Origin of the sequence: Rheinheimera sp. 1928-s (assembly GCF_029269265.1) — a bacterium.
Classification (GTDB): Bacteria; Pseudomonadota; Gammaproteobacteria; order Enterobacterales; family Alteromonadaceae; genus Pararheinheimera.
The window spans coordinates 76,340-99,081 of record NZ_JARIXP010000008.1; the positions used below are offsets into that span (position 1 = coordinate 76,340).

At 47.1% G+C, this 22,742-nt stretch carries 25 protein-coding genes; 17 read left to right on the plus strand and 8 right to left on the minus strand.

Features of this window, described 5'->3' with window-relative positions; all coding sequences use genetic code 11:
• Positions 1-86: 86 nt before the first annotated feature.
• Genes ubiE through hemB form a run of 10 tightly spaced genes read left to right on the plus strand, consistent with a single transcriptional unit; the run spans position 87 to position 7,572 of the window.
• Positions 87-842, plus strand: a complete 756-nt coding sequence (gene ubiE, locus P3C17_RS18020) for a bifunctional demethylmenaquinone methyltransferase/2-methoxy-6-polyprenyl-1,4-benzoquinol methylase UbiE (protein ID WP_233079565.1) — start codon at positions 87-89, stop codon at positions 840-842.
• Positions 842-1,447: an SCP2 sterol-binding domain-containing protein gene (locus P3C17_RS18025; protein ID WP_300930716.1), complete on the plus strand. Its 606-nt coding sequence runs from the start codon at positions 842-844 to the stop codon at positions 1,445-1,447. The genes ubiE and P3C17_RS18025 overlap by 1 nt, the downstream gene beginning before the upstream one ends.
• Before the next feature lie 2 nt (positions 1,448-1,449).
• Positions 1,450-3,072, plus strand: a complete 1,623-nt coding sequence (ubiB, locus tag P3C17_RS18030; RefSeq protein ID WP_300930717.1) for a ubiquinone biosynthesis regulatory protein kinase UbiB — start codon at positions 1,450-1,452, stop codon at positions 3,070-3,072.
• A gap of 48 nt (positions 3,073-3,120) precedes the next feature.
• Positions 3,121-3,387 carry a twin-arginine translocase TatA/TatE family subunit gene (tatA, locus tag P3C17_RS18035; RefSeq protein ID WP_300930718.1) on the plus strand — a complete coding sequence of 89 codons (267 nt, stop codon included), beginning with the start codon at positions 3,121-3,123 and terminating at the stop codon, positions 3,385-3,387.
• Positions 3,388-3,780 carry a Sec-independent protein translocase protein TatB gene (gene tatB, locus P3C17_RS18040; protein WP_300930719.1) on the plus strand — a complete coding sequence of 131 codons (393 nt, stop codon included), beginning with the start codon at positions 3,388-3,390 and terminating at the stop codon, positions 3,778-3,780.
• Positions 3,758-4,507 carry a twin-arginine translocase subunit TatC gene (gene tatC, locus P3C17_RS18045; protein ID WP_300930720.1) on the plus strand — a complete coding sequence of 250 codons (750 nt, stop codon included), beginning with the start codon at positions 3,758-3,760 and terminating at the stop codon, positions 4,505-4,507. The genes tatB and tatC overlap by 23 nt, the downstream gene beginning before the upstream one ends.
• An 18-nt stretch (positions 4,508-4,525) precedes the next feature.
• Positions 4,526-5,017, plus strand: a complete 492-nt coding sequence (locus P3C17_RS18050; RefSeq protein WP_300930721.1) for a hypothetical protein — start codon at positions 4,526-4,528, stop codon at positions 5,015-5,017.
• Positions 5,018-5,019: 2 nt separating this feature from the next.
• Complete coding sequence (locus P3C17_RS18055) at positions 5,020-5,820, plus strand: TatD family hydrolase (RefSeq protein ID WP_300930722.1); 801 nt, start codon at positions 5,020-5,022, stop codon at positions 5,818-5,820.
• Positions 5,817-6,584: a GGDEF domain-containing protein gene (locus tag P3C17_RS18060; RefSeq protein WP_300930723.1), complete on the plus strand. Its 768-nt coding sequence runs from the start codon at positions 5,817-5,819 to the stop codon at positions 6,582-6,584. Before P3C17_RS18055 ends, P3C17_RS18060 begins: the two co-directional genes overlap by 4 nt.
• Positions 6,571-7,572, plus strand: a complete 1,002-nt coding sequence (hemB, locus tag P3C17_RS18065) for a porphobilinogen synthase (RefSeq protein ID WP_300930724.1) — start codon at positions 6,571-6,573, stop codon at positions 7,570-7,572. The genes P3C17_RS18060 and hemB overlap by 14 nt, the downstream gene beginning before the upstream one ends.
• A gap of 63 nt (positions 7,573-7,635) precedes the next feature.
• On the opposite strand, the gene gppA is transcribed toward hemB, so the two are convergent.
• Positions 7,636-9,180, minus strand: a complete 1,545-nt coding sequence (gene gppA / locus P3C17_RS18070) for a guanosine-5'-triphosphate,3'-diphosphate diphosphatase (protein WP_346015676.1) — start codon at positions 9,178-9,180, stop codon at positions 7,636-7,638.
• Positions 9,146-10,417, minus strand: a complete 1,272-nt coding sequence (rhlB, locus tag P3C17_RS18075) for an ATP-dependent RNA helicase RhlB (RefSeq protein WP_233079555.1) — start codon at positions 10,415-10,417, stop codon at positions 9,146-9,148. The genes gppA and rhlB overlap by 35 nt, the downstream gene beginning before the upstream one ends.
• 98 nt (positions 10,418-10,515) lie before the next feature.
• Between rhlB and trxA the strand changes: the two genes are divergently transcribed.
• The 3 genes from trxA (at position 10,516) to P3C17_RS18090 (ending at position 13,651) form a co-directional block, all read left to right on the plus strand.
• Complete coding sequence (gene trxA, locus P3C17_RS18080; protein WP_046518974.1) at positions 10,516-10,842, plus strand: thioredoxin TrxA; 327 nt, start codon at positions 10,516-10,518, stop codon at positions 10,840-10,842.
• A gap of 194 nt (positions 10,843-11,036) precedes the next feature.
• Positions 11,037-12,305, plus strand: a complete 1,269-nt coding sequence (gene rho, locus P3C17_RS18085) for a transcription termination factor Rho (protein WP_233009933.1) — start codon at positions 11,037-11,039, stop codon at positions 12,303-12,305.
• Positions 12,306-12,355: 50 nt separating this feature from the next.
• Positions 12,356-13,651 carry an NAD(P)/FAD-dependent oxidoreductase gene (locus P3C17_RS18090; RefSeq protein WP_300930725.1) on the plus strand — a complete coding sequence of 432 codons (1,296 nt, stop codon included), beginning with the start codon at positions 12,356-12,358 and terminating at the stop codon, positions 13,649-13,651.
• 7 nt (positions 13,652-13,658) lie between these two features.
• On the opposite strand, the gene P3C17_RS18095 is transcribed toward P3C17_RS18090, so the two are convergent.
• The 6 genes from P3C17_RS18095 to P3C17_RS18120 form a co-directional block, all read right to left on the minus strand.
• The gene (locus tag P3C17_RS18095) at positions 13,659-14,540 is read right to left on the minus strand and encodes a TIGR02285 family protein (protein WP_300930726.1); all 882 of its coding nucleotides are present in this window, start codon (positions 14,538-14,540) and stop codon (positions 13,659-13,661) included.
• A gap of 149 nt (positions 14,541-14,689) precedes the next feature.
• On the minus strand, positions 14,690-16,006 hold the full coding sequence (gene deoA, locus P3C17_RS18100) for a thymidine phosphorylase (RefSeq protein ID WP_300930727.1): 1,317 nt from the start codon (positions 16,004-16,006) through the stop codon (positions 14,690-14,692).
• Between the two features lie 14 nt (positions 16,007-16,020).
• Positions 16,021-16,443: a cytidine deaminase gene (locus P3C17_RS18105; protein WP_300930728.1), complete on the minus strand. Its 423-nt coding sequence runs from the start codon at positions 16,441-16,443 to the stop codon at positions 16,021-16,023.
• A 101-nt stretch (positions 16,444-16,544) separates the two neighbouring features.
• A complete protein-coding gene (locus P3C17_RS18110; protein WP_300930729.1) occupies positions 16,545-17,726 on the minus strand; it encodes an MFS transporter in 1,182 nt (393 codons plus the stop codon).
• Positions 17,727-17,735: 9 nt separating this feature from the next.
• Positions 17,736-18,518, minus strand: coding sequence for an amidohydrolase (locus P3C17_RS18115; RefSeq protein WP_300930730.1), 783 nt, complete (start codon positions 18,516-18,518; stop codon positions 17,736-17,738).
• Positions 18,494-19,651 (minus strand): methionine aminotransferase, encoded by a 1,158-nt coding sequence (locus P3C17_RS18120; RefSeq protein ID WP_300930731.1) that lies wholly within the window; start codon positions 19,649-19,651, stop codon positions 18,494-18,496. The genes P3C17_RS18115 and P3C17_RS18120 overlap by 25 nt, the downstream gene beginning before the upstream one ends.
• 106 nt (positions 19,652-19,757) lie before the next feature.
• On the opposite strand from P3C17_RS18120, the gene P3C17_RS18125 reads away from it, so the two are divergent.
• The 4 genes from P3C17_RS18125 (at position 19,758) to P3C17_RS18140 (ending at position 22,472) form a co-directional block, all read left to right on the plus strand.
• A complete protein-coding gene (locus tag P3C17_RS18125) occupies positions 19,758-20,381 on the plus strand; it encodes a class II aldolase/adducin family protein (protein WP_300930732.1) in 624 nt (207 codons plus the stop codon).
• 186 nt (positions 20,382-20,567) lie between these two features.
• Positions 20,568-21,452, plus strand: a complete 885-nt coding sequence (locus P3C17_RS18130; RefSeq protein ID WP_300930733.1) for a LysR family transcriptional regulator — start codon at positions 20,568-20,570, stop codon at positions 21,450-21,452.
• Between the two features lie 287 nt (positions 21,453-21,739).
• Positions 21,740-22,267 (plus strand): hypothetical protein, encoded by a 528-nt coding sequence (locus P3C17_RS18135; protein ID WP_300930734.1) that lies wholly within the window; start codon positions 21,740-21,742, stop codon positions 22,265-22,267.
• A gap of 73 nt (positions 22,268-22,340) precedes the next feature.
• The gene (locus P3C17_RS18140; protein ID WP_008897994.1) at positions 22,341-22,472 is read left to right on the plus strand and encodes a hypothetical protein; all 132 of its coding nucleotides are present in this window, start codon (positions 22,341-22,343) and stop codon (positions 22,470-22,472) included.
• Positions 22,473-22,742: the final 270 nt, after the last annotated feature.

Sequence of the window (22,742 nt, forward strand, 5' to 3'; positions counted from 1 at the left end):
AAAACGACAGGATAAGTTGGCGTAAGCCGCCGAATCTTTTACACTAGCGCCACTTTAGTTCACTACGAACAGCCAAAGGCTTTTTTATGACTGACCAGCAACCTGATAGCACTCATTTTGGCTTTAAAACCGTAAAGCAGACTGAAAAAGTTTCGCTTGTGGCCAATGTATTTCATTCTGTTGCGGCCAAATATGACCTGATGAACGATGTGATGTCGATGGGCATCCACCGTTTATGGAAAAGATTCACCATTGACTGCAGTGGCGTGCGCCCTGGTCATCAGGTGTTGGATTTGGCCGGTGGCACTGGTGATATCACCGCCTTGTTTTCCAAAAGAGTAGGCCCTACCGGCAAAGTCATTCTGGCCGATATTAACGAATCTATGCTCAATGTTGGCCGCGATAAATTGCGCGACTTAGGTTTAGTCAACAATATAGATTACGTACAAGCCAACGCCGAAGCCTTGCCTTTTGCAGATAACAGCTTTGATATCATCAGCATAGGTTTTGGTTTGCGTAATGTCACAGACAAAGACGCAGCGCTGCGCTCAATGTACAGAGTGCTCAAACCTGGTGGTCGTTTACTGGTACTGGAATTCTCCAAACCTGAATACGAGTGGCTAAGCAAAGTCTACGACCTGTACTCTTTTAAGTTGCTGCCTGCGATTGGCGGCTTAGTGGCGAACGATAAAGAAAGTTACCAGTATCTGGCCGAATCGATTCGTATGCATCCGGACCAGGATACGCTGAAGCAGATGATGGAAACGGCTGGTTTTGAACATGTCAGCTACCACAATCTGACAGGTGGCATAGTAGCACTGCATAAAGGCTATAAATTCTGATGCTCAGTTTAGTGCCACAACTGATCTGCGCAACTTTGGAAAAAGTGCTGCACAAGGTTGTGGCTATGGATCCGGCATCCCCTGTTTTATTGCAAAAAGTACAGGGTAAACAGCTGGCTTTGCAGCTGCAGGAATTGCCGTGGCGTTTTGTGTTGTCTGCCACAGCAGACACTTTATTGCTGAATCAGCATAATGAGAAAGTCGATTGTGTCATTGCCACCGATCTGGCAACCCTGCAAAAACTGAATGACCCGAGTCAACTCACCCGTTTAATTAAACAGGACAAACTTCAGATTGAAGGCGATCTGCAGGTCGCCCAGCAATTCAGTACTCTGTTACAGCAACTAAACCCGGACTGGGAGCAACATCTCTCAGGTTGGTTGGGTGATGCTTTGGCGCATAAAGTCGCCACTGCTATTAAGCAACTGCAGCTCTACATCCAGACACAATTACAGCAACTGGAACAAGCTACTGTTGAGCTGGCCCAGGACGAACTGGCACTAAGCCCAACCCAAGCTGAAATGAATCAGTTCAGTCGTGATGTCAGCCAACTGCAAGCCAGGCTGGATCAATTAAGTCGCCACAACGCCTTCAGGCAGGAGTAATTTTGGGTCTGCGCCGTTTTTACCACATTTTAAAAACCCTGCTGCAATACGGACTGGATCAACTGATCCCAGAGCAATGGCAACCCTGGTATTTCCGGGCCGCCCGTAGTTCTGCGTTCTGGCTGAAAAACAAGCACCCCGACAAAACCGAAGGTGAACGTTTACGTTTAGCTTTGCAGCAACTGGGGCCGGTATGGGTTAAGTTTGGCCAGATGTTATCCACCCGCCGAGATTTATTTCCTGAGCAATGGGTCGATGAGTTAGCCAAATTACAAGACAAAGTAGAAGCTTTTCCTGGCGATCAGGCCAGACAGCTGATTATTAAGCAGCTGGGATTACAACAGATTGACGACTTATTTGAACAGTTTGACGAAAACCCATTGGCATCAGCTTCTATTGCTCAGGTGCACACGGCACAGCTGAAACAAGCAGATGGCAGTTTGGCTGATGTAGTGATTAAAGTGATACGCCCGGACATCAGGCCACAAATTCTGGCCGATCTGGAACTGATGGATGCTTTGGCAGCTTTAGTTGCCCGTTACCTGCCTGACGGTAAGAGATTACGCACCAAAGAAGTGGTAGCAGAGTATCGCAAAACCATTCTGGATGAACTGGATTTACAACGCGAAGCGGCAAATGCCATTCAGTTAAAACGTAATTTTGAAGGTTCAGACTCACTTTATGTGCCTTATGTGTATGCCGACCACAGCAGACCCAGTGTGATGGTGATGGAGCGGATTTACGGTATACCCGTATCAGATTTAGCGGCGTTGCGCGCTCAGGGTACTAATCTGGAATTATTAGCGAAACGTGGCGTAGAAGTATTTTTCACTCAGGTATTCCGCGACAGCTTTTTCCATGCCGATATGCACCCAGGCAATATTTTTGTGTCTTTTGAAACGCCGGACAATCCAAAATATATAGGTATAGATTGCGGCATAGTAGGCACTTTAAATAAAGAAGATAAACGTTATCTGGCCGAAAACTTTGTCGCCTTTTTTAACCGCGATTACTTAAAAGTGGCCCAACTGCATGTGGATTCAGGCTGGGTGCCAGCAGACACCAGTGTCGAAGAATTTGAAAGTGCAATACGCACTGTCTGTGAACCTATCTTCCAGAAACCGCTGCAGGACATCTCTTTTGGTCAGGTGTTGTTTAATCTGTTTAACACAGCCCGTCGTTTTAATATGCAGGTTCAGCCGCAACTGGTATTGTTGCAAAAAACCCTGCTGTATATTGAGGGTTTAGGGCGTCAGTTGTACCCGCAATTGGATTTATGGCAAACCGCTAAACCATTTCTGGAAAACTGGGTCCAACAGCAAATGGGACCAGCCGCCTTATGGCGCGAAATTAAAGCAAATTTACCTTTTTGGGCAGAGAAAATGCCTGAAATGCCGGGATTGTTGCACCATTATTTGCAACAAGGCCCTCGACAACAGGCCAATTTGTTAGCCCAATTGCAGCTGGTACAGCTGCAGCAGCAAAACCAGACGAAAAAACTGGCCAATGCGGTGCTGGCAGGTTGCAGTTTATTAGCAGCTGTCTTATTACTGACATCTGGCTGGTCTATAACAGCGGCGGGACTTGCCCTGGTAGCACTGGGCTTTGCCCTGAAAATTAACTGACGAGCCAGCAGGTTCGTTTAAGCAGTTTGAAAACCGAAGGAGAATAACATGGGTTTTGGCGGTATTAGTATTTGGAATTTGCTGATCATTCTGGTGATTGTGGTCCTGCTGTTTGGCACTAAACGTTTGCGTGGCATAGGTTCAGATCTAGGCTCTGCTATTAAAGGTTTCCGCAATTCAGTCAAAGATCCGGAAGAGACTGTTGAACCTGCAGCTCCGGTAGCTCAATCTGCACAGCAGCCGCAAATCAAAGCTGAAGTGAAAGAGCCTGCACCAGCCAGCACTGAATCCACAAAAACACCTGAACAACGCTAAATGAGTTTTTGGGAATTAGTCATCATTGCCGTAGTTTCTCTGCTGGTGTTAGGCCCGGAGCGATTGCCGGGCGCTATTCGCAGCGTCAGTGGTTTTGTTCGCAGTGTGAAACAATTTGGTCAGCAAATGCAGGCTGAATTAAACGATGAGCTGCGGATACAAGAGTTACACGACAAGTTAAAACAAGCTGAAGAAAAGGGCCTGTTAAACCTGTCCACTGAAGAGATGGAGGCTATGGCTGAGTTGCGTCAGGCGGCGGCAGATGTGACAAATCCTTACCCTAAAGCTAACACTACAGCACAACCACAAGCACAGTCCGTGGCAGCTGAGACTCCCCTTCCTTCCGTTACACCGGATCCAGTAGTAGCAGATGACAAAAACCACAAATCCTAACAGCCTGTTAGGGCACCTTATTGAATTGCGCCGTCGGCTGTTAAACACAGTGATGGCAGTGCTGCTGGTCTTTATTTGCCTGGCTTATTTTGCCGCTGATATTTACCATTTAATGGCGTCGCCGCTGATGGCTGTATTGCCCGCTGGCGCTTCTATGATAGCGACAGATGTTGCAGCACCATTTTTTGCCCCTTTTAAATTAACCTTTATCGTCGCGCTTTGTCTGACTGTGCCTTATATGTTGTGGCAAATCTGGTTGTTTGTGGCCCCGGCTTTATACAAAAAAGAAAAGCATCTGGTCGCGCCGCTGATTATCTCCAGCACAGTACTGTTTTATTGTGGTATAGCTTTTGCGTACTACATCGTCTTTCCTATCGTCTTTGGTTTCTTCACTAGTGTGGCCCCTGAAGGAGTGACCATAGCCACAGATATCAGTAGTTATCTGGATTTTGTGTTAAAACTTTTTTTTGCTTTTGGTTTATCTTTTGAAATTCCGGTCGCTGTATTGTTATTAGTATGGACAGGTGCAGTCACCCGCCAACAATTAACAGAAAAACGACCCTATTTTGTCGTGTTTGCTTTTATCATAGGTATGTTGCTGACACCACCTGACGTGCTCTCGCAGATCCTGCTAGCAGTGCCTATGTGTTTATTGTACGAGCTAGGAATATGGCTCAGCCGTTTTTATGTGCCGGTTGAAACGTCCGAATCCTCTGATCCAACATAAATTTTTCGGGAAATTATAATGAAAGGTATCATCACAGTATTAGCATTATTCGCATCAAGCCTGCATGCGGCAGATGTAACAGAACAACTGCAGCAATGTCGTTCTGTAACCAACGATTTGCAGCGACTGATTTGTTACGACAAGATAGGAAAAACAGGTTCAGCTTCCTCTTACACAACAGTCGCCGCGGCCACTACTAATACTGTCGTTGCCACGACTGAAGCAGCAAGTTCAAACCCTGTTGCTGAATTTGGTCTCGAGCACAAACCAAAAGCACGGAAAATAGAAGCTATTGATAATGTGTCGCTTGAGTTACAAAGTGCAGGGCAGAATAAACTTGGATTCATGGTGTTCACTTTTACCAATGGTCAAGTGTGGCGTCAGACAACAAAAGAAGAGTTCTTCATCGAAACAGGCAGTGCCTATCAGGTTGAACGCGGCATCCTGGGCGCTTTTTATCTGAACAAAGTGGGTTCAAACCGTAAAGTCAGAGTGGTTCGGGAACAATAAGAATGCCAGGCTGGTTTGACGCAGGTGTCAATTTATTCAGCGAACGTTTTGCGCAGGATCGTGACGCCGTCGTTCAACGAGCACAGCAAAACCATATTCGCGAGTTGTTATTAATTAGCAGCGATCTCGCTGAAAGTTATCAAAACAGCGGCTACTGTCAAACTGCAACAACACTCTATTGCACTGCTGGTGTGCACCCGCACCAAGCCTCTTCGGTGACTGAAGGCTGGGTTGAGGAATTGCAACTGCTACTGCGCCAACCTGCGGTAGTTGCTGTGGGCGAATGCGGCTTAGATTTTAATCGCAATTTCTCTGCACCAGAGCAGCAAATTCAGGTTTTTGACCTACAACTGGCTTTAGCAATACAGCAGAAAAAGCCGGTTTACCTGCATGAGCGTGATGCTTTTTCTACTCAAATCAGTTTGTTAAAAAAACACTCAGGACTGACCGGTATAGCACACTGCTTTACCGGCGATAGATCCGAATTAAAGGCCTATCTGGACCTGGGGCTTTATATTGGTATTACCGGCTGGTTATGTGACGAAAAACGTGGGCAGAACTTAATGGACGCTATCCGCTATTTGCCACTGGACAGGCTGATACTGGAAACTGACGCGCCTTTTTTGTTGCCTAAAACCATGGCCCCCAAACCTAAATCCAGCCGAAATGAGCCTGTATATTTACCTCAAATCGCCGCACAGTTCGCCAAACTGACAGGTCACGACCTTGATGATATCGCCTTAAACAGCAGGAAAAATAGCCTGGGACTGTTTCAAATCACAGCAGACGAGTACTCACTATGATGCAATGGCTACAGCTGAACTGGCAGCAGTTACTGATCGGCTTCACCTGTGGTGCAGTGCTGACGGCTTTACTCGCATGGCTTCTGTTTTACCTGCAGCAAAAAAAATGGCAGCTGAATGTCGCCGATCAACTGGAAGACAGTATTCAGCAACGCACCCTCGAACTACAAATTACCCTGACTGAGCTGGCTGACAAAAATAAACAGTTGGAGCAACAAAGTACCCGCGATGCCTTAACCGGGGTGCGCAACAGAGCCTTTTTTGATCAGAAGCTCAGTGCTGAACTTAAACGCAGCCGTCGTGAGCGCAGCACTTTGGGTCTGTTGATGATCGATATTGATCACTTTAAAGCCTTCAATGACAACCATGGCCATCTGGTGGGTGATTTGGTGATTAAAGAAGTGGCCAAATGCCTGCAGCAGGAACTCAAACGCAGCACCGATCATTTGTGCCGTTACGGTGGTGAAGAATTTGCCATCATTTTACCGAACACGGATAAAGAAGGTGCCATGGTATTGGCAGAACAAGTACGACTTTGTCTGGCTAACCATCGCATTCAGCATGAGGAGCTGGAGCTGTCTATCAGTGTCAGTATCGGCTGTTACGCTGCAGTAGCTGAAATTCACAGCGTCAGCGCCGATTATATTCAGGCCGCAGACACAGCTCTGTATCAGGCGAAAAATGAAGGTCGAAACAAGGTGGTATGTTCAGCCTTGTCTCATTCAGTGATCACAGAACAGGAGACTCCCGATGAGTCAGTTTAACGAATACTTCCCAGCCAGCCGTTTACGCCGTATGCGCCAGTCTGATTTCAGTCGCCGTTTAATGGCAGAAAATCACCTGACTGTTGATGATTTAATTTATCCGATGTTTATTGTTGAAGGTGACAATCAGCGTCAGGTTATTCCTTCAATGCCAGGTATTGAACGTTTATCGCTGGATTTATTACTCGAAGAAGCTAAAGAGCTGGTCGCTTTGGGTATTCCTGCCATTGCCCTGTTCCCTGTCACTGCTGCCGAAAAAAAATCGCTGCTGGCAGAAGAAGCTTATAACCCGGATGCTTTAGCTCAACGTGCAGTGCGGATGTTAAAGCAACATCTGCCTGAACTGGGTGTGATCACTGATGTCGCGCTGGACCCTTTCACTACTCATGGTCAGGACGGCATTATTGATGATGAAGGTTATGTACTGAATGACATCACCACAGATATTCTGGTAAAGCAGGCGTTGTCTCATGCTGAAGCAGGTGCCGACATAGTGGCGCCATCTGACATGATGGATGGCCGTATTGGTGCTATTCGCTCAGCTCTGGAAGCCGAAGGTTATGTAAATACTAAAATTATGGCCTACTCAGCCAAATACGCTTCGGCTTATTATGGCCCCTTCCGTGATGCAGTAGGTTCTGCCGGTAACTTAAAAGGCGGCAATAAAAAGTCCTATCAGATGGACCCAGCCAACAGCAACGAGGCTTTACGTGAAGTGGCTTTGGATCTGGAAGAAGGCGCGGATATGGTGATGGTAAAACCAGGCATGCCTTACTTAGATATAGTGCGCCGCGTTAAAGACGAATTTGGTGTGCCTACTTTTGCTTATCAGGTCAGTGGTGAATACGCCATGCATATGGCAGCCATTCAAAACGGCTGGCTGGCGGAAGAAGCAATAGTGATGGAATCGTTATTGGCCTTTAAACGTGCTGGCGCCGATGGCATTCTGACCTATTTTGCGAAAAAAGCAGCTATTTGGTTGAAGTAATAAAATCTAAAAATGGGGTCAGATCACATTAGTTATGTGTAACTAATGTGATCTGACCCCAATTTATTCAATACTCAGCTGCCAACCGGCTTGCTGTTGATACAACACTTCCTGTTCCAGTTCAGCGCGCATCAGGGGATGATGATCCAACCAGCCATCCGGCAAAGTTAAAGTCAAAGCTTCAGCTTGTGCTGTGATTTGTACTTCAGGTAAGACTTCGTGACGGCGACGCATCGACAAAATCACCGACAGCCGCAGTAAACGGGTTAACCGTACGGCTAACAGCACTGATGTCATGGTTTGTTTCGACAAAATTTCTTTGTGAATGTCCGCTCTGTGGTTATAGACCAGCGCCATCAGCAGTTGTTGCTGAGCCCGGGTAAAACCTGGCAGTTCAGCATGGCTGATAATGTAAGCGCCATGGTGGTGATGGTTTTTGTATTCAATCAACAAGCCCAGTTCGTGCAACAAAGCACCAGAGCGCAACATGGCTAAACCTTCAAAGCTGGCTAAATTCCATTGCTGATGCAGCTGGTCGGCCAAAGTAGCGGCCATATCCGCCACCCGCTCTGCGTGTTGCTGGTCGATGTAATAACGCACCATCATGCTTTGCATGGTACGGGCACGCACATCCTGATGCTGCAGCTGCGGCAACATGCTATACAACACACCTTCGCGCAACGCGCCGCCGGATAAAGTCATACCGCTGATATTCAGCACCCGGAACAGGGCTATTAAAATAGCTAAACCAGAAGGGAATACCTGCTTACGCTCCTGAGCTAAACCTGGCAGATTCAGCTGGTCCATATGACCACAGGCCAGAGCCTGCTGCATAATGGCTTCCAGTCGTGGCAAAGTGATGACTTCATCTTTGCCCTGACCTACTAAAATTTCCTGCATCGCTTGCACAGTGCCTGAAGCGCCTACGGCATTTTGCCAGCCTTGTTGCAGGTACTGATCACTGATAGTGCGGATTTCATGTTCTGCAGCAGCAATAGCGGCATTAAAGTTGGCTTCACTTAATTCGTTATTTTCAAAATAACGCTCAAGAAAAGTGACACAACCCATATTCAGACTGGACAATAAAATAGGCTGGAAGCCCTGCCCTACAACGATTTCTGTCGAAGCGCCGCCTATGTCGATCACCAAACGGTTCGAATCACAATTGGAGGTATGAGCTACGCCCAGATAAATAATGCGAGCTTCTTCTTCGCCGGAAATCACCTGAATAGGCTGGCCTAAAATAGCTTCAGCTTCCACCAGAAAGGTTTTGACATTACGGGCTAATCGAAGTGTAGCTGTACCAACAATACGGATATTTGCAGAAGGAATATCTTGCAGACGTTCAGCAAACAAAGCCAGGCATTCCCAGCCTCGGGTCATGGCTTGTTTACTGAGCACTAAACTGTCGTTTAAACCTGCGGCCAAACGCACTTTACGTTTGACCCGGCCTATCACCTGGACGCTGCCCCCAACAACTTTCACCATCAACATATGAAAGCTATTGGAGCCGAGATCGATCACAGCATAAATATCATTATGCTGTGTCGGTTTTCCTGCGCCGTCCATAGACTTAGCGCGGGCGGCTACGTGGGTTTCTTGGCCCATTCTGATTAGGTCGTCCACCACTGCGAGCTTGACCCGGACGACGTCTGACCCGTGGTTTTGGCACAGTCAAATCTTCCAGCAAGGCAGAGGTATCGTATTGAGTCACTGGGATCATATGACGAATATAGTCTTCGATAGCCGTCAGATTCAGTGCATAACGCTCACAGGCAAAACTGATGGCTTTGCCACTTTCACCAGCTCGGCCAGTACGGCCAATACGGTGCACATAGTCTTCACAATCGTCTGGTAGGTCGTAGTTAAATACATGACTGACCATAGGAATATGCAAACCACGAGCGGCAACGTCTGTTGCAACCAGAATATCCAGTTTACCGCTGGTGAAATCCTCCAGAATACGTAAACGTTTTTTCTGGATCACATCACCTGTCAGTAAACCAACACGGTGGCCATCGGCTTCCAACCAAGCGTGAATATCTTCACAGCAATGTTTGGTATTAGCAAAAACAATGGCTTTATCCGGCCATTCTTCTTCCATCAGCGTCAGCAACAACTTCATTTTGTGCTCGTCTGACGGATAAAATAATTCTTCAGAAATACGTGAGCCGGTCATTTGTTCAGGTGCCACGTGAATATGTACGGGCTGGTTCATCTGCTCAAATGCAAGTTCCTGCACCTTGTAAGACAAAGTGGCAGAGAACAATAAGCTCAAACGTTCAGTCACAGGCGGCATACGACGGAACATAAAACGGATGTCTTTAATAAAGCCCAAATCGAACATACGATCGGCTTCATCCAACACCACCACCTGAATTTGTGACAAGTCGTACAGGCCTTGTTTTAAGTAATCGATCAGGCGACCTGTAGTACCAATTAAAATATCTGCGCCTTGTTCCAACAATTGGCGTTGAGAATCGTAACCCTCGCCCCCATAAATCAAAGCAAGCTTCAAGCCGGATGTTTTGGCAAGCGCCTGAGCGTCATGATGGATCTGAACCGCCAGTTCGCGCGTAGGAGCCATGATGATGGCACGAGGTTGACCTTTGGCTTTAGGCTCGTGGGTTAACAAATGATGGAAAGTTGCCGTCAGAAAGGCGAGCGTTTTACCAGTACCGGTTTGAGCCTGGCCCGCAATATCTTTGCCCGCTAACGCAAGAGGCAAACATTGAGCCTGGATTGGAGTACAATGGTCATAACCTTGCGCGGCCAAAGCGGCAAGAACCTGTGGAGCCAATGCGAAATCGGCAAATTTATGCTGAGTTAAGTGTGTTTTATTCATACGCGCTTAGCATAACCGTTACGCTTGCAATAAGAAACAGTCCGGATAAAATTGACAATACTTTTTTATAGTTACGCCCAAAGCAATTGGAGAATGAAATGAGTGAACATATTCTGCAGGTGTCAGACGACAGCTTCGAAGCCGACGTGTTAAAAGCTGCTGCCCCTGTTCTGGTCGATTTTTGGGCTGAGTGGTGTGGTCCGTGCAAAATGATTGCACCTATCCTCAACGAAGTAGCACAAGAATACGCAGGTAAAGTAACAGTGGCTAAGGTCAATATTGACCACAACCCTGGCACACCACCAAAATTTGGTATTCGTGGTATCCCAACTTTACTGTTGTTTAAAAACGGTCAGGTTGCAGCGACGAAAGTAGGTGCTTTGTCCAAAACTCAGTTAAAAGAGTTTTTAGACAGCAATATCTAAGCTCGTAACAAAAAGGCGTATTTTTTATACGCCTTTTTGTTTTTTACGGCTGGACGACTGAAAATTATCCTGCTAATGTGTAACGCAGCAACAAATCCCTGTAACCACGCTTTTCCGTTGACTAAACCTAAGCCTACTTCCTTTTAATCAGCGGCAAGCAATTTAATTCTGTTTGACCAACAAGAACCCATCATATGCATTTAACCGAACTAAAACTGAAGCCGATTAACGAGCTGGTTGATTTAGCCGAGTCTATGGGCCTGGAAAACATGGCCCGCTTACGTAAGCAAGACATTATTTTCGCTATCCTGAAATCCCACGCCAAAAATGGCGAAGAGATTTTTGGTGACGGCGTTGTTGAAATTCTAACCGATGGCTTCGGTTTCCTACGTTCTTCTGACAGCTCCTATTTGGCTGGCCCGGACGACATTTACGTCTCACCAAGCCAAATCAGACGCTTTAACCTGCGTACTGGTGACACCATTTCTGGCTTAATTCGCCCGCCAAAAGAAGGCGAACGTTATTTTGCTTTGCTAAAAGTGAACGAAGTGAACTTCGGTCGCCCTGAGCAAGCCCGTAACAAGATTCTGTTTGAAAACTTAACGCCGCTGCACGCCAATTCCCGTTTACGTATGGAACGTGGTAACGGCAGTAAAGAAGACATCACAGCCCGCGTATTAGACCTGGCCTCTCCTATTGGTCGTGGTCAGCGTGGTTTGATTGTGGCGCCACCAAAAGCTGGTAAGACAATTCTTCTGCAAAACATAGCTCAGTCTATTGCGGCCAACCACCCTGAATGTGTGCTGATGGTATTGCTGATTGACGAACGTCCGGAAGAAGTGACCGAGATGCAACGTCTGGTTAAAGGTGAAGTAGTAGCTTCTACCTTCGACGAACCAGCCAGCCGTCACGTTCAGGTTGCTGAAATGGTGATCGAAAAAGCCAAGCGTTTAGTTGAACACAAAAAAGATGTGATCATTTTACTCGACTCTATCACTCGTTTAGCCCGTGCTTACAACACAGTGATCCCAAGCTCAGGCAAGGTATTAACAGGTGGTGTCGATGCCAACGCTTTACACAAACCAAAACGCTTTTTTGGTGCAGCCCGTAATGTGGAAGAAGGCGGTAGCTTAACCATTATTGCTACAGCTTTGGTCGACACTGGCTCGAAGATGGACGAAGTGATTTACGAAGAATTTAAAGGTACAGGTAATATGGAATTACACCTGTCTCGTAAAATTGCTGAACGTCGTATCTTCCCTGCTATTGAATTTAACCGTTCAGGCACCCGCCGCGAAGAGCTGCTGGCATCGCCGGAAGAGCTGCAAAAAATGTGGATCCTACGCAAAATTCTGCATCCAATGGATGAAACAGATTGCATGGAATTCCTGATCGATAAACTGTCGATGACCAAAACCAACGACGAGTTTTTTGAGTCGATGAAACGGCAAAAAAATAGTTAACCCCCAAAAACCGGCCTCGTTGCCGGTTTTTTTTATGTGAGAAAAAACAGATGACAACCCCGCAGATCGTAGTCATTGGTGGTGGCGCTGGTGGACTGGAACTGGCAACCCGCCTTGGTAATAAATTTGGCCGTAAGGGCAAAGCGGCTATTACCCTGATTGACAGAAACTCGACTCATATCTGGAAACCTTTGTTGCACGAAGTGGCGACAGGCACTTTGGATGTGGATATTGATCAGGTGACTTATCGTGCTCATGCCAGAGCACACGGCTTTGAGTTTCAGCTTGGTACTTTTACCGGCCTGAACCGAACAGAACGACAAGTCACTTTGGCGCCTGTGCTGGATGAAAGTGGTGAAGTGGTATTGGAAGAGCGCCGTATTCATTATGATTATCTGGTACTGGCCATTGGTAGTGTGTCGAATCACTTCAATACGCCTGGTGTGCAGGAACATTGTATTTTTCTCGACAGCCCTGCTCAGGCCAATCGTTTCCATCGCCGTTTACTTGAAGCTTATTTGAAGCTGAACTCACCTTTGCATCCGAAAGAGAACCTGAATATCGCCATAGTTGGCGCAGGCGCAACTGGTGTTGAACTGGCAGCGGAACTGCACCATGCCGCGGCAGAGCTGAATTTGTATGGCTTTAACGATATGAAACGTGACCGCTTAAAAATCTCCGTGATTGAAGCTGGTCCTCGTATTCTGCCGGCCCTGCCGGAACGTATAGCTGCAGCGGCACACAAAGAGCTACTAAAACTGGGTGTTGATGTGCGGGTTAACACCAAAGTCACAGCAGCAGATGAACATGGCCTGCAACTGGGGGATGAACATTTACAGGCTGAACTGATGGTCTGGGCTGCAGGTATCAAAGCGCCGGATTTCCTGAAAGACTTAGATGGTTTAGAAACCAACCGTATTAATCAGTTGATGGTATTACCTACATTACAAAGCAGTATCGACAGTCAGATTTATGTGATAGGTGACTGTGCTGGTTGTCCGCTACCGGATAACAAATGGGTGCCACCACGGGCTCAGTCAGCACATCAGATGGCAAGTCATGTCGCTAAAAACCTGACGGCGGCTTTGTCAGGCAAAGCGCAATCGGCTTATCACTACAGAGATCATGGTTCACTGATTTCACTGAGCCGTTTTGGCACTGTGGGTAATCTGATGGGCAATCTGGTAGGTGGCGCTATGATGATCGAAGGCCGTATTGCCCGTATGGCTTATATATCGCTGTATCGTATGCACCAGGTGGCTTTGCACGGCTGGTTCCGCACTGTCGTAATTTCGGTGATCGGTAAAATCAATAAAATCATCAGGCCACGATTAAAGCTGCATTAAAACCTTACTACAGACCACTCAAACGGGTTTCAGCCTGCTCTGGTACAAAAAGCCGGGCTTGCTGAAATCCGTCATAATGCGGTTCCAGCAGTTGCTGTTCCTGCTCTGAAAACCAGCGATACATGGCGTTTTTATACTCAGGCTTTTGTTTTAATCTAGTAAGAGCAGTATCTATATCTTCAATCCAACCCCTACCGGTATCCGATTTTGAACAACTGACATAGGTGTAAGAAAAACCTGGTATCTCTGCTATGGACCTGAACTGCAGTTTAAGATCCTGCCCTGCTTCGATACTGAAATACCGTAAACGGTTAGGGTAATCCACTACATAATCTACGCGTTTTGCAGCCAGTAGCTGGGCGGGATTCAATGTGGTCATAGAGCTGCTGCCCAGGTTGCTGCCTTTTTTATTAATCTGTGTTGCTATTACCTCAGGGTAAGCTCTGTCATTTTCGATCAGGCCCAGCAAATCCGAATCCTTCGTCAATGTTTCCATCCGCACCGCCTGCGCTGGGTACAGCCTTTTAAGTGTGTTGTGATCATGCAGAGCATTGATCGCCAGATTAGGCAACATAGCAGCAGGCTGAGAAAAGTAAGTACGCTGATCCCGCTCAGGTGTATACCGCAAGCCAAAGGTACAGTGATTTTCGCTGGTGGTGGCCGACACTTTGACTATTCGGGCAAGATGGATTTGATTGATCTGATGTTGATACTGCGGCAAAGCGTCAATCAGCTGACTCAGCATCAAATCAAAAGAGCCTTGTCCGGCGTATGGCCCTTCACTGATACGATAAGGCGGCCAATGGCTGGTGTACCAAACCATTGAAGGTTGGGCCGAAGCAGCAAAGGCCCATAACATGAACGTAATACAACAACTTAACTTATTCATCCAGCCTCCCTGCAAAGAAGCCAGTACAGTAGCAAATGCCTTTATCAGCAACAAGGTCGTTCGTCGCAAGCTGAAAACCTGAACCCTGGCTCAGATTAAATAGCAAAAAAGCCACATCAAGTGGCTTTTTTCAACAGTTTTTCTGACTATTAATCAATCACTAAGTGAATAATTGGATCAATAGTGGCCGCTGTTGTTTCAATAGTTAAAGCCGCCAGATACTCAGCTTTGGCATGCTCTGCGGCTTCCGTTGTATTGGCATGCACCCGTGCTAACAGGTCGCCTGCTGTCACTTGTGCGCCCAAGGCTTTCACATCGCTGAAGCCCACAGCCATGTTGATCACCTGGTCCGGGTGAGCACGGCCACCACCTAAACGCACCACAGCCATACCAATAGCAGTGGTATCGGCTTTGTTCAGATAACCGGCAACAGGTGCTGTGATATCCAGTACTACTTTGGCTTTGGCCAGATACAGCTCCGGTTTTTCCAGCAAGTCTGCTGGTCCGCCCTGAGCAGCCACCATTTTGCTGAAAATCTCCGCTGCTTTACCTGAAGTTAAACTTTGCTCCAACGCAGCTATAGCGCTGGTTTTATCTTTAAACAAGCCGCCTAATTGCAACATGCTGGCGCCTAATTCTAAAGTTACCTGATGCAAACGAGGTTCACGGTATTTGCCGGTCAAATAATCCAGCGTTTCCAGTATTTCCAGCGCATTGCCTGCTGTTGCACCCAAAGTCTGGTTCATATCAGTTAACAGAGCCTGAGTTGGCACTCCAGCGCCTTTGGCGGTGTTCACTATGCTTTTGGCCAAAGCTGAAGCATCAGCGACATTTTTCATAATGGCGCCAGAGCCAATTTTCACATCCATTGTCAGCGCTTGCAGGCCAGCCGCCAGTTTTTTCGACAAAATAGAAGCGGTGATCAAAGGAATAGATTCGACAGTGGCTGTAACATCACGGATTAAATACAGACGGCGGTCAGCCGGGGCCAGCTCGCCACTTTGCGAGACGATGACGCAACCTTGTTGTTTCACCAGCTGCTGAATTTTATCTAAAGGCTGCTGGCACTGGTAACCCGGAATAGCTTCCAGTTTGTCGATAGTGCCACCGGTATGGCCTAAGCCACGACCAGCGATCATAGGCACATAAGCGCCACAGGCCGCGATCATAGGGGCCAGCATTAAGCTGACTTTATCACCCACACCGCCAGTACTGTGTTTATCCACAACTGGACCATCCAGCATATCTGTCCAGTTCATCACAGCACCTGAATGCTGCATAGCACGGGTTAATGCCACAGTTTCTGCTGTGCTCATGCCGTTCAGATAAATAGCCATAGCCAAGGCAGCGGTCTGGCCTTCACTGAAACTTTGATCCGTTAAACCACGGACAAATTGCTGTATAGCCGCTTCTGTCAAAGCGCCACCATTACGTTTTTGTTTAATAATTTCCTGAGGTAATAACACAATGCACTCCAGAGTCAGAATTTTTTGCTATTGGCCAGAAACAACGGGGTAAAAGCGCTGGGTAATAATTGTTCCAGCGTCCATTCCTGCTGTTGTTCTAAATGATTGCAGCTGCGTACCGGACTGTCCGGTGTAAAAAACTCAGCGATCACCTGACGACAAATGCCACAAGGCGGGGTGAGTTGTTCTTGCGGGGTGTAGACCATCAGGCCGACAAACTGACGCTCACCGGCCACTACAGCTGCGGCTATAGCATTACGCTCGGCGCAAATAGTGCCGCCATAAGACGCGTTTTCAACATTACAACCAGAATAGATTTTGCCACTGCTGGCTTGTACTGCGACACCTACCGGAAATTTGCTGTAAGGCGCATAGGCCTGTTCGGATGCTGCTTTGGCAGCGAGGGCTAATTCAGCCCATTGAATACGTGTAGTCATAGTTTAAATTTTTGCAGGTCATACGGCCTTAGGTTATGCGCCTAAAGCCGTTCAGAATCAAGAGCCAGCTGGTGATAAAACCAACAAATGCAGCAAAAAAGTTAAACTTGTACTGCTTGCGTATGTTTTTTATGCAACAAATAGCTGAAATAACTGACAGTCCCCAGAAGCCATACGGCCAGTATAGGGATCAGCCAATAGGCTGTGGCTATACCCACTTGTTGTGCAGCCAAACCTGTGCCCAAAGCTGCGGCCTGATAACCAATGGCACCGCCAATATTGGCAAGACCAGACAACACCGGACCATTGTCACTGTCCAGATCCATAGCTGCCGTTAACATCAGCGGGAATATTGCTCCTAAACCAAAACCCAAAGCAAAGTTCCCCAGTTGCAATAAAGCGGGTACAGCGGTGATTTTTACTAAAACAGCCCCACAAAAAGCACAGATCACCAGCATCATCAGCAACTGCGCGCTGCTAAACCAACGTAAAAATAATGAAAAACTCAACCGGCTCAGCACCATACCGCCGGTAAAAAAGGCAAAAATTAAGCGCGACTGCTCAGTGCTTAACGCTAAGCCCTGGCTGGCGTAAGTGACAAACCAATTGCCATGGCCCCACTCCACCGCACCGTAACCAAACATCATTAAAGCCAAAGCAAAAAATACCGGTTTTTTCATCACCTGACGATAAGACAAACTGCCTTTGGTGTACGTCATATGAGCAGGACTTTGATGGGTACGACCCAAATACCAGGCATAAGCCGCAGTACCTGCCAGCATCACAGCTAATAAACGCAGTGGCCAGCGCCAGTCTTCAATACCCCAATACAACACCACTACATATAAGGGCGCAGCTAAAGTCCCTAAGCTGAACATAAAATCCATAAAACCCATCATACGGGCGCGTTTTGCCACATAAAGCCGGGCGATCAGGGTATGACCAATAGTAAAGAGGCCTGAACAGGTTAAACCCAAAGCAAAGACAAAAACCAATAACAAAGGCCAGAACTGCACCAGAGATGCACCAATAATCAGTACCACAAGCGTCAGTAATAACACGGCAAACAAGGGCACAAATTCAAATTTCTGCACATATTTGCCGCCTAAAAAGGCACCGGTAATAGAACCCATCGACAAACAGGCAAAAAACAACCCACTGGCAGCGGGCGACATCTGCAGTTGCTTCATCATATCGGGCAACAGAATGCCCCATAAAATACTGAGTAAACCCAATAACATAAAACTTAAATACACCAGTACCGTCACTTGCCGCTGATACATGGGTTCTCCCTAAAATGAAGGCGTGAATACAAAAGGGTCTGCGTCCAGATAGGCTGGAAATTTCTGTTTAAATTGGTGTAAAGCAGCCAGATCCAGCTCTGCCAGCACCACACCACTTTGCCTGACAGGAAGTTCAGCCTGAATTTGACCTAAATAATCCACTACCATGCTGTCACCGCTATAAGTTAAGCCGTTGTCATCCGACCCGATACGATTACAACCCAGCACATAAGCCTGATTTTCAATAGCGCGAGCCTGCAACAAAGTGCGCCAAACCTGACGCCGTGGTTCCGGCCAGTTCGCCACATAAATCAGCACATCGTAATCCTGCTGATTGCGGGCAAACACCGGAAAACGTAAGTCGTAACAAACCTGCAAACAAAACCGAAAGCCAAGGTAAGAGACGATCACCCGCTCTGTACCCGCCTGATAATGTTGCGGCTCGCCCCCCATCCGAAACAAATGGCGTTTGTCATAAAACTGCACTGCACCGTCAGGAGTAACAAACAATAATCTGTTAAAAATCTGACCTTGGGCCGAAATAGCGACAGAACCACAAATAGCAGCTTCTGATAACTTAGCCTGCTGCTGCATCCATTGTACTGTAAGCCCTTCCATAGTTTCAGCAATAACAGTTGAATCCATGCTAAAACCTGAATTAAACATCTCAGGCAAGATAAAAAGCTGCACGTCCTTATGCTGTTTTATTTGCTGTTCAAAATATCTGTGGTTCGCGGCGCTGTTCTGCCAGACCAGTTCGGACTGGATTAACGCAACACGGATAACTGACATAAAATCTCCGTCGCTTGAGTTAAAGTCTGAGGCTCTTTAGCAAAACAAAAACGAATGATACGCTGACTGGGCGGCTGTCGGTAAAACACCGACAACGGAATAGCCGCCACTTTATGCTCACGGGTTAACCACTGACAAAAAGCCACATCGTCCAAATCACTGAATGCGCTGTAATCGGCCAGTTGAAAATAACTGCCACGACAAGGCAATAAACTCCAGGCCGAATCCGCTAAACCCAGCTGGAACTGATCACGTTTTTGCTGATAAAACGCGGCCAGCCCTTTCACCTCTTCCGGCTGTTCAGTCAGTAAGTGGGCAATCGCATGCTGAGCCGGAGTGAAACTGGAGAAAGTGACATACTGATGAATTTTACGAAATTCAGCAGTCAGCTCAACCGGAGCTACGGCATAACCCAGCTTCCAGCCGGTGACATGAAAGGTTTTACCAAAAGACGAGACTATCACTGTGCGATCGGCCAGTTCAGGGTACTGATTCGCACTGTGCTGCGCCAATCCATCAAAGACCAAATGCTCGTAGACTTCATCGCTGATGCAATACAAACGGTGTTTTAATACCAGAGCCTGCAGAGCTAACCAGTCCTGATGACTAAATACTGCCCCTGTTGGGTTATGCGGGCTGTTGACTATGATCAGCCGCGTTTTTTTACTGATTTGTTTTTCCAGTTGCGCCCAGTCCACCTGATACAAAGGCGGCAACAAAGGCACATGCACAGTAAAACCGCCCGCCAACTCCACAGCAGGTTGATAACTGTCATACGCAGGATCAAAGACGATCACTTCATCACCGGCACGAACCAAGGTCTGAATAGCCACAAATAAAGCTTCAGTGGCACCACTGGTCACTGTTATTTGCTGCTCAGCACAAAGTTCCCGCTGATAACAGCTTTGCACCAAAGCTGCGATTTGTTGTCGTAGCGCCAGCACACCGGGCATGGGCGCATACTGATTCAGGCCAGCTCGGGCAGATGCCGCCAATAATTCGATCAATCGCGGGTTGGATGGGAAATCAGGAAAGCCCTGAGATAAATTAATAGCCTGATGCTCAGCTGCCAGCTGCGACATTTGGCTGAAAATAGTGGTACCTAAGGCGGGTAATTTACTTTGTAACTTCATAAGTTAATCTCAAAACAGCACAAAAACAGTACAAAACTGACTGGCCTGACAATGGAACGAATGCTATCATCCAGACAGTTTTATGTGTAGACGTCTAAACATCAAGATGAATCAATCTCTGCAAACCCATCAATTAAACCCTTATGCAATCCAGCTCTGTACTTTAGGCCGCTGGATAACACAACGCCAATGGTTGCCGTCAGGCAGCGGACTTTTTTCTGTCCGCACCTCTGAGCATAGCGCGCTTTTCACCGCATCAGACAAAGATAAAAGCGAGTTAAGCCCGGCAGATTTAGTGTCGTACGATTGGGCAAACCCAAACGAAAGCGATACCGCAACAGCTATCCATCAGTTTTTGTATCAGTTAAAGCCTCAACATAAAGTAGTGCTGCAAACTCATGATCTGCAAGCGACGGTATTTTCCCGCTTAATCAAAGCCGATCAACATCTGTTTGTAGGGTACGAATTACAACAGCAAGTTGCGGCCACTGCAGCACAGCGCAGCTGTTGCCCTCTGGCTATTTTGGATCCACAAAGTACCGAGCTGACTCTGCAGGAATTGCACCAACGCTTTGAGCGCGAAACCTTAGCTTATGCCTTTTTGATCCGTGGCCATGGCCTTTATGTTTGGGGAGACAGCATTGACAGCGCTAAGCGGCATCTGGAGACATGGCAATTTTTAATTGCCTGCGAATTGGAACGCATTAAAGCGGCCAATCAATTTAACTAAGGGTTCTGAGCGCTGCCGGTCTAACAGACTTTTACAGGCAGTGGCGCCTCATTTTGGTGCATCAATGACGCAAGCAGGTTCAATCCCTGTGCGGCCTGATAAAAAACTCTTTTATAATCAAAGGTGTGAACTTGTGGTTCCGTTTTTGCTTAAGTTCAGCGTCTTTGGTAACAATTGTGAATATCTATGGCCATCCATAGCTCGATGCGCGGCCTGCGCTGTTTTTGTGTCGCAGCCGACTGTTTAAGTTTTAAAGAAACCGCTCGCCAGTTGTATCTGACTCCTTCAGCTGTCAGCCATCAAATTAAACAACTGGAATCTGAGCTTGGGCTGGATTTGTTCTTGCGCCAAACCCGGTCAGTAGAGCTGACCGCTCAAGGCAAGGCCTTTTATCAGGCCCTGCTGCCTTTGATGCGGGAGCTGGAACAAACCTTACGTACTTTTAGCCAGCAGAAAAATCCGACTGAAATCAGTATTTCGATGCCAGAATTTTTTGCCAGTGAGCTTTTTGTACCGCGTTTAGTAGGTTGGTCAGAACAACATCCAGATATCAACCTGAAAGTTGAAACCATCAAATCGCGGCAGGATCCGGCTAAACATACCGATCTGCAGATTTTATTGGCCAGCAGTAAACCCACAGACAAAATAGCTTATGAGTTATTTCCGATAAGCTATGTCCCTGCCTGTAATCCGGCGTTATATCAACAACTCAGTGGCCTGGGTTTTGAGGCTTTAACCAAAGTGCCTTGTCTGGTGCATCAGGCCAGACCCTGGTCCTGGCATCAATGGGCAGAACAGCTGGAAATGGAAGTATTTACTCCAAAACAAGTGATCCAGCTCGACAGTATGTTCAGTGTAGCCCGGGCAGCTCAGCAGGGATTAGGCATAGCTCTGGTGCCCTGGCCTATCAGTCAATCCTGGTTTGCCAGTGGCAGCTTAAAACGTCTGTTCAGTGAAGAACTGGAAAGTCGCGACAAGTATTATCTGGTGCAACACGAGACAGACCCAAATAAACCGCAAATTCAGTTATTGGTGGATTGGATTTTACAAAGTTTTCAGCGTGCATTTTAACTCTATGCTTCTTTGAGCGCGGCCTTGTTTTTTATAGGTGTTGTTAGCTACAGGGATGTAGGTAACAGCTGACTCCAAACCCAACCTCTATATCGCAAAACTCCCACAGAAACACTGCTTATCAACTTCAGGTTACATTTTTTGTTGCACCACAGATGAATTTTTCTCACTTGTCAGGTGGATTTATATCCTTTGTCAGTTCGTCAGTAACTTTCTAAAGTAAGCACAGTGCAGTGAATAACCTGCACTTTGAAATGAAATTACTGATGAGTACTGGAGAGTAAATTATGAAAGCGACATCCCTTAGCTTTGGCAAAAAAGTAGCAGTGATGCTGTTGGCCTCAAGTTCTTTTGTCGCCACAGCAACAACCGGCGGTTTCAAAATGGTGTTAATTGAAGATACCCCGGGTGTTAGCAAAATTAAAGCTGGTCTGTACCAGGAAGGCGTTGCAGAAGCGACAGCTACAGACAAGCAGGCTGATGCGTTCAGCAAACATATGAGCTTATGTGTTGCATACACTCATATGGCGGAGTTTAAACAGGCAGAGCAGGCATGCAGTTCAGCCATTTATGCCGCCCGTCGCGCCGAAGGTTCAGACAGCAGCTACAAACGCGAAATGCGCTCTTTTGCTCACACTAACCGTGGTGTGGCCCGTTTGATGGGTCAGGATCCTGTTGCAGCTTTAGCTGATTTTCAACAGGCCACCACACTGGAGCAAAGCGAGATCAACCAGCACAACCTGGCGCTTTTAAATGAAAAAATTAAGGCCGTCAGCCCTGTGTACACAGCGTCAACCTTAAGCGTGACAGACTGAAAAGGTATTGTCATCTTGAGACACTAGACTGGGCGCTATTTATTTAAGCGCCCAAGTTTAGAAGGAGACTGTTATGTCATTCCATATACCGCAAGATCACGACGTTTATGAGCATTGGTTAAATTGGTTACTACAGCACTGGTCTTTTTACCGTCAGCTTTCGGTTAGCCAGTGGGATATCGAAAACGAAGATTTTCAGCAGTAAAAGACTGTGATTGCAATTCACGTGGCTCCCCGGCCTGAATTGCAGTTGCTGTCTGAAGTAACTGTGAGCAGGCAAACCGCCCCCCCTGTCAGGTTTGTCTGCTTTTTTATTATACCCGTCGTACTTGCAGCCGCAGCGTTGTTGACTGCGTGCTTTCGCCCCAGTCACATAGGACAACTATGCTCCCCGGGTCTCAATCCCTAGCCGCCTAGCTCTGACAGCAATTACTTAGGGGATATTCATACGGGCGGGGACAAGCCCGCGCCCCTA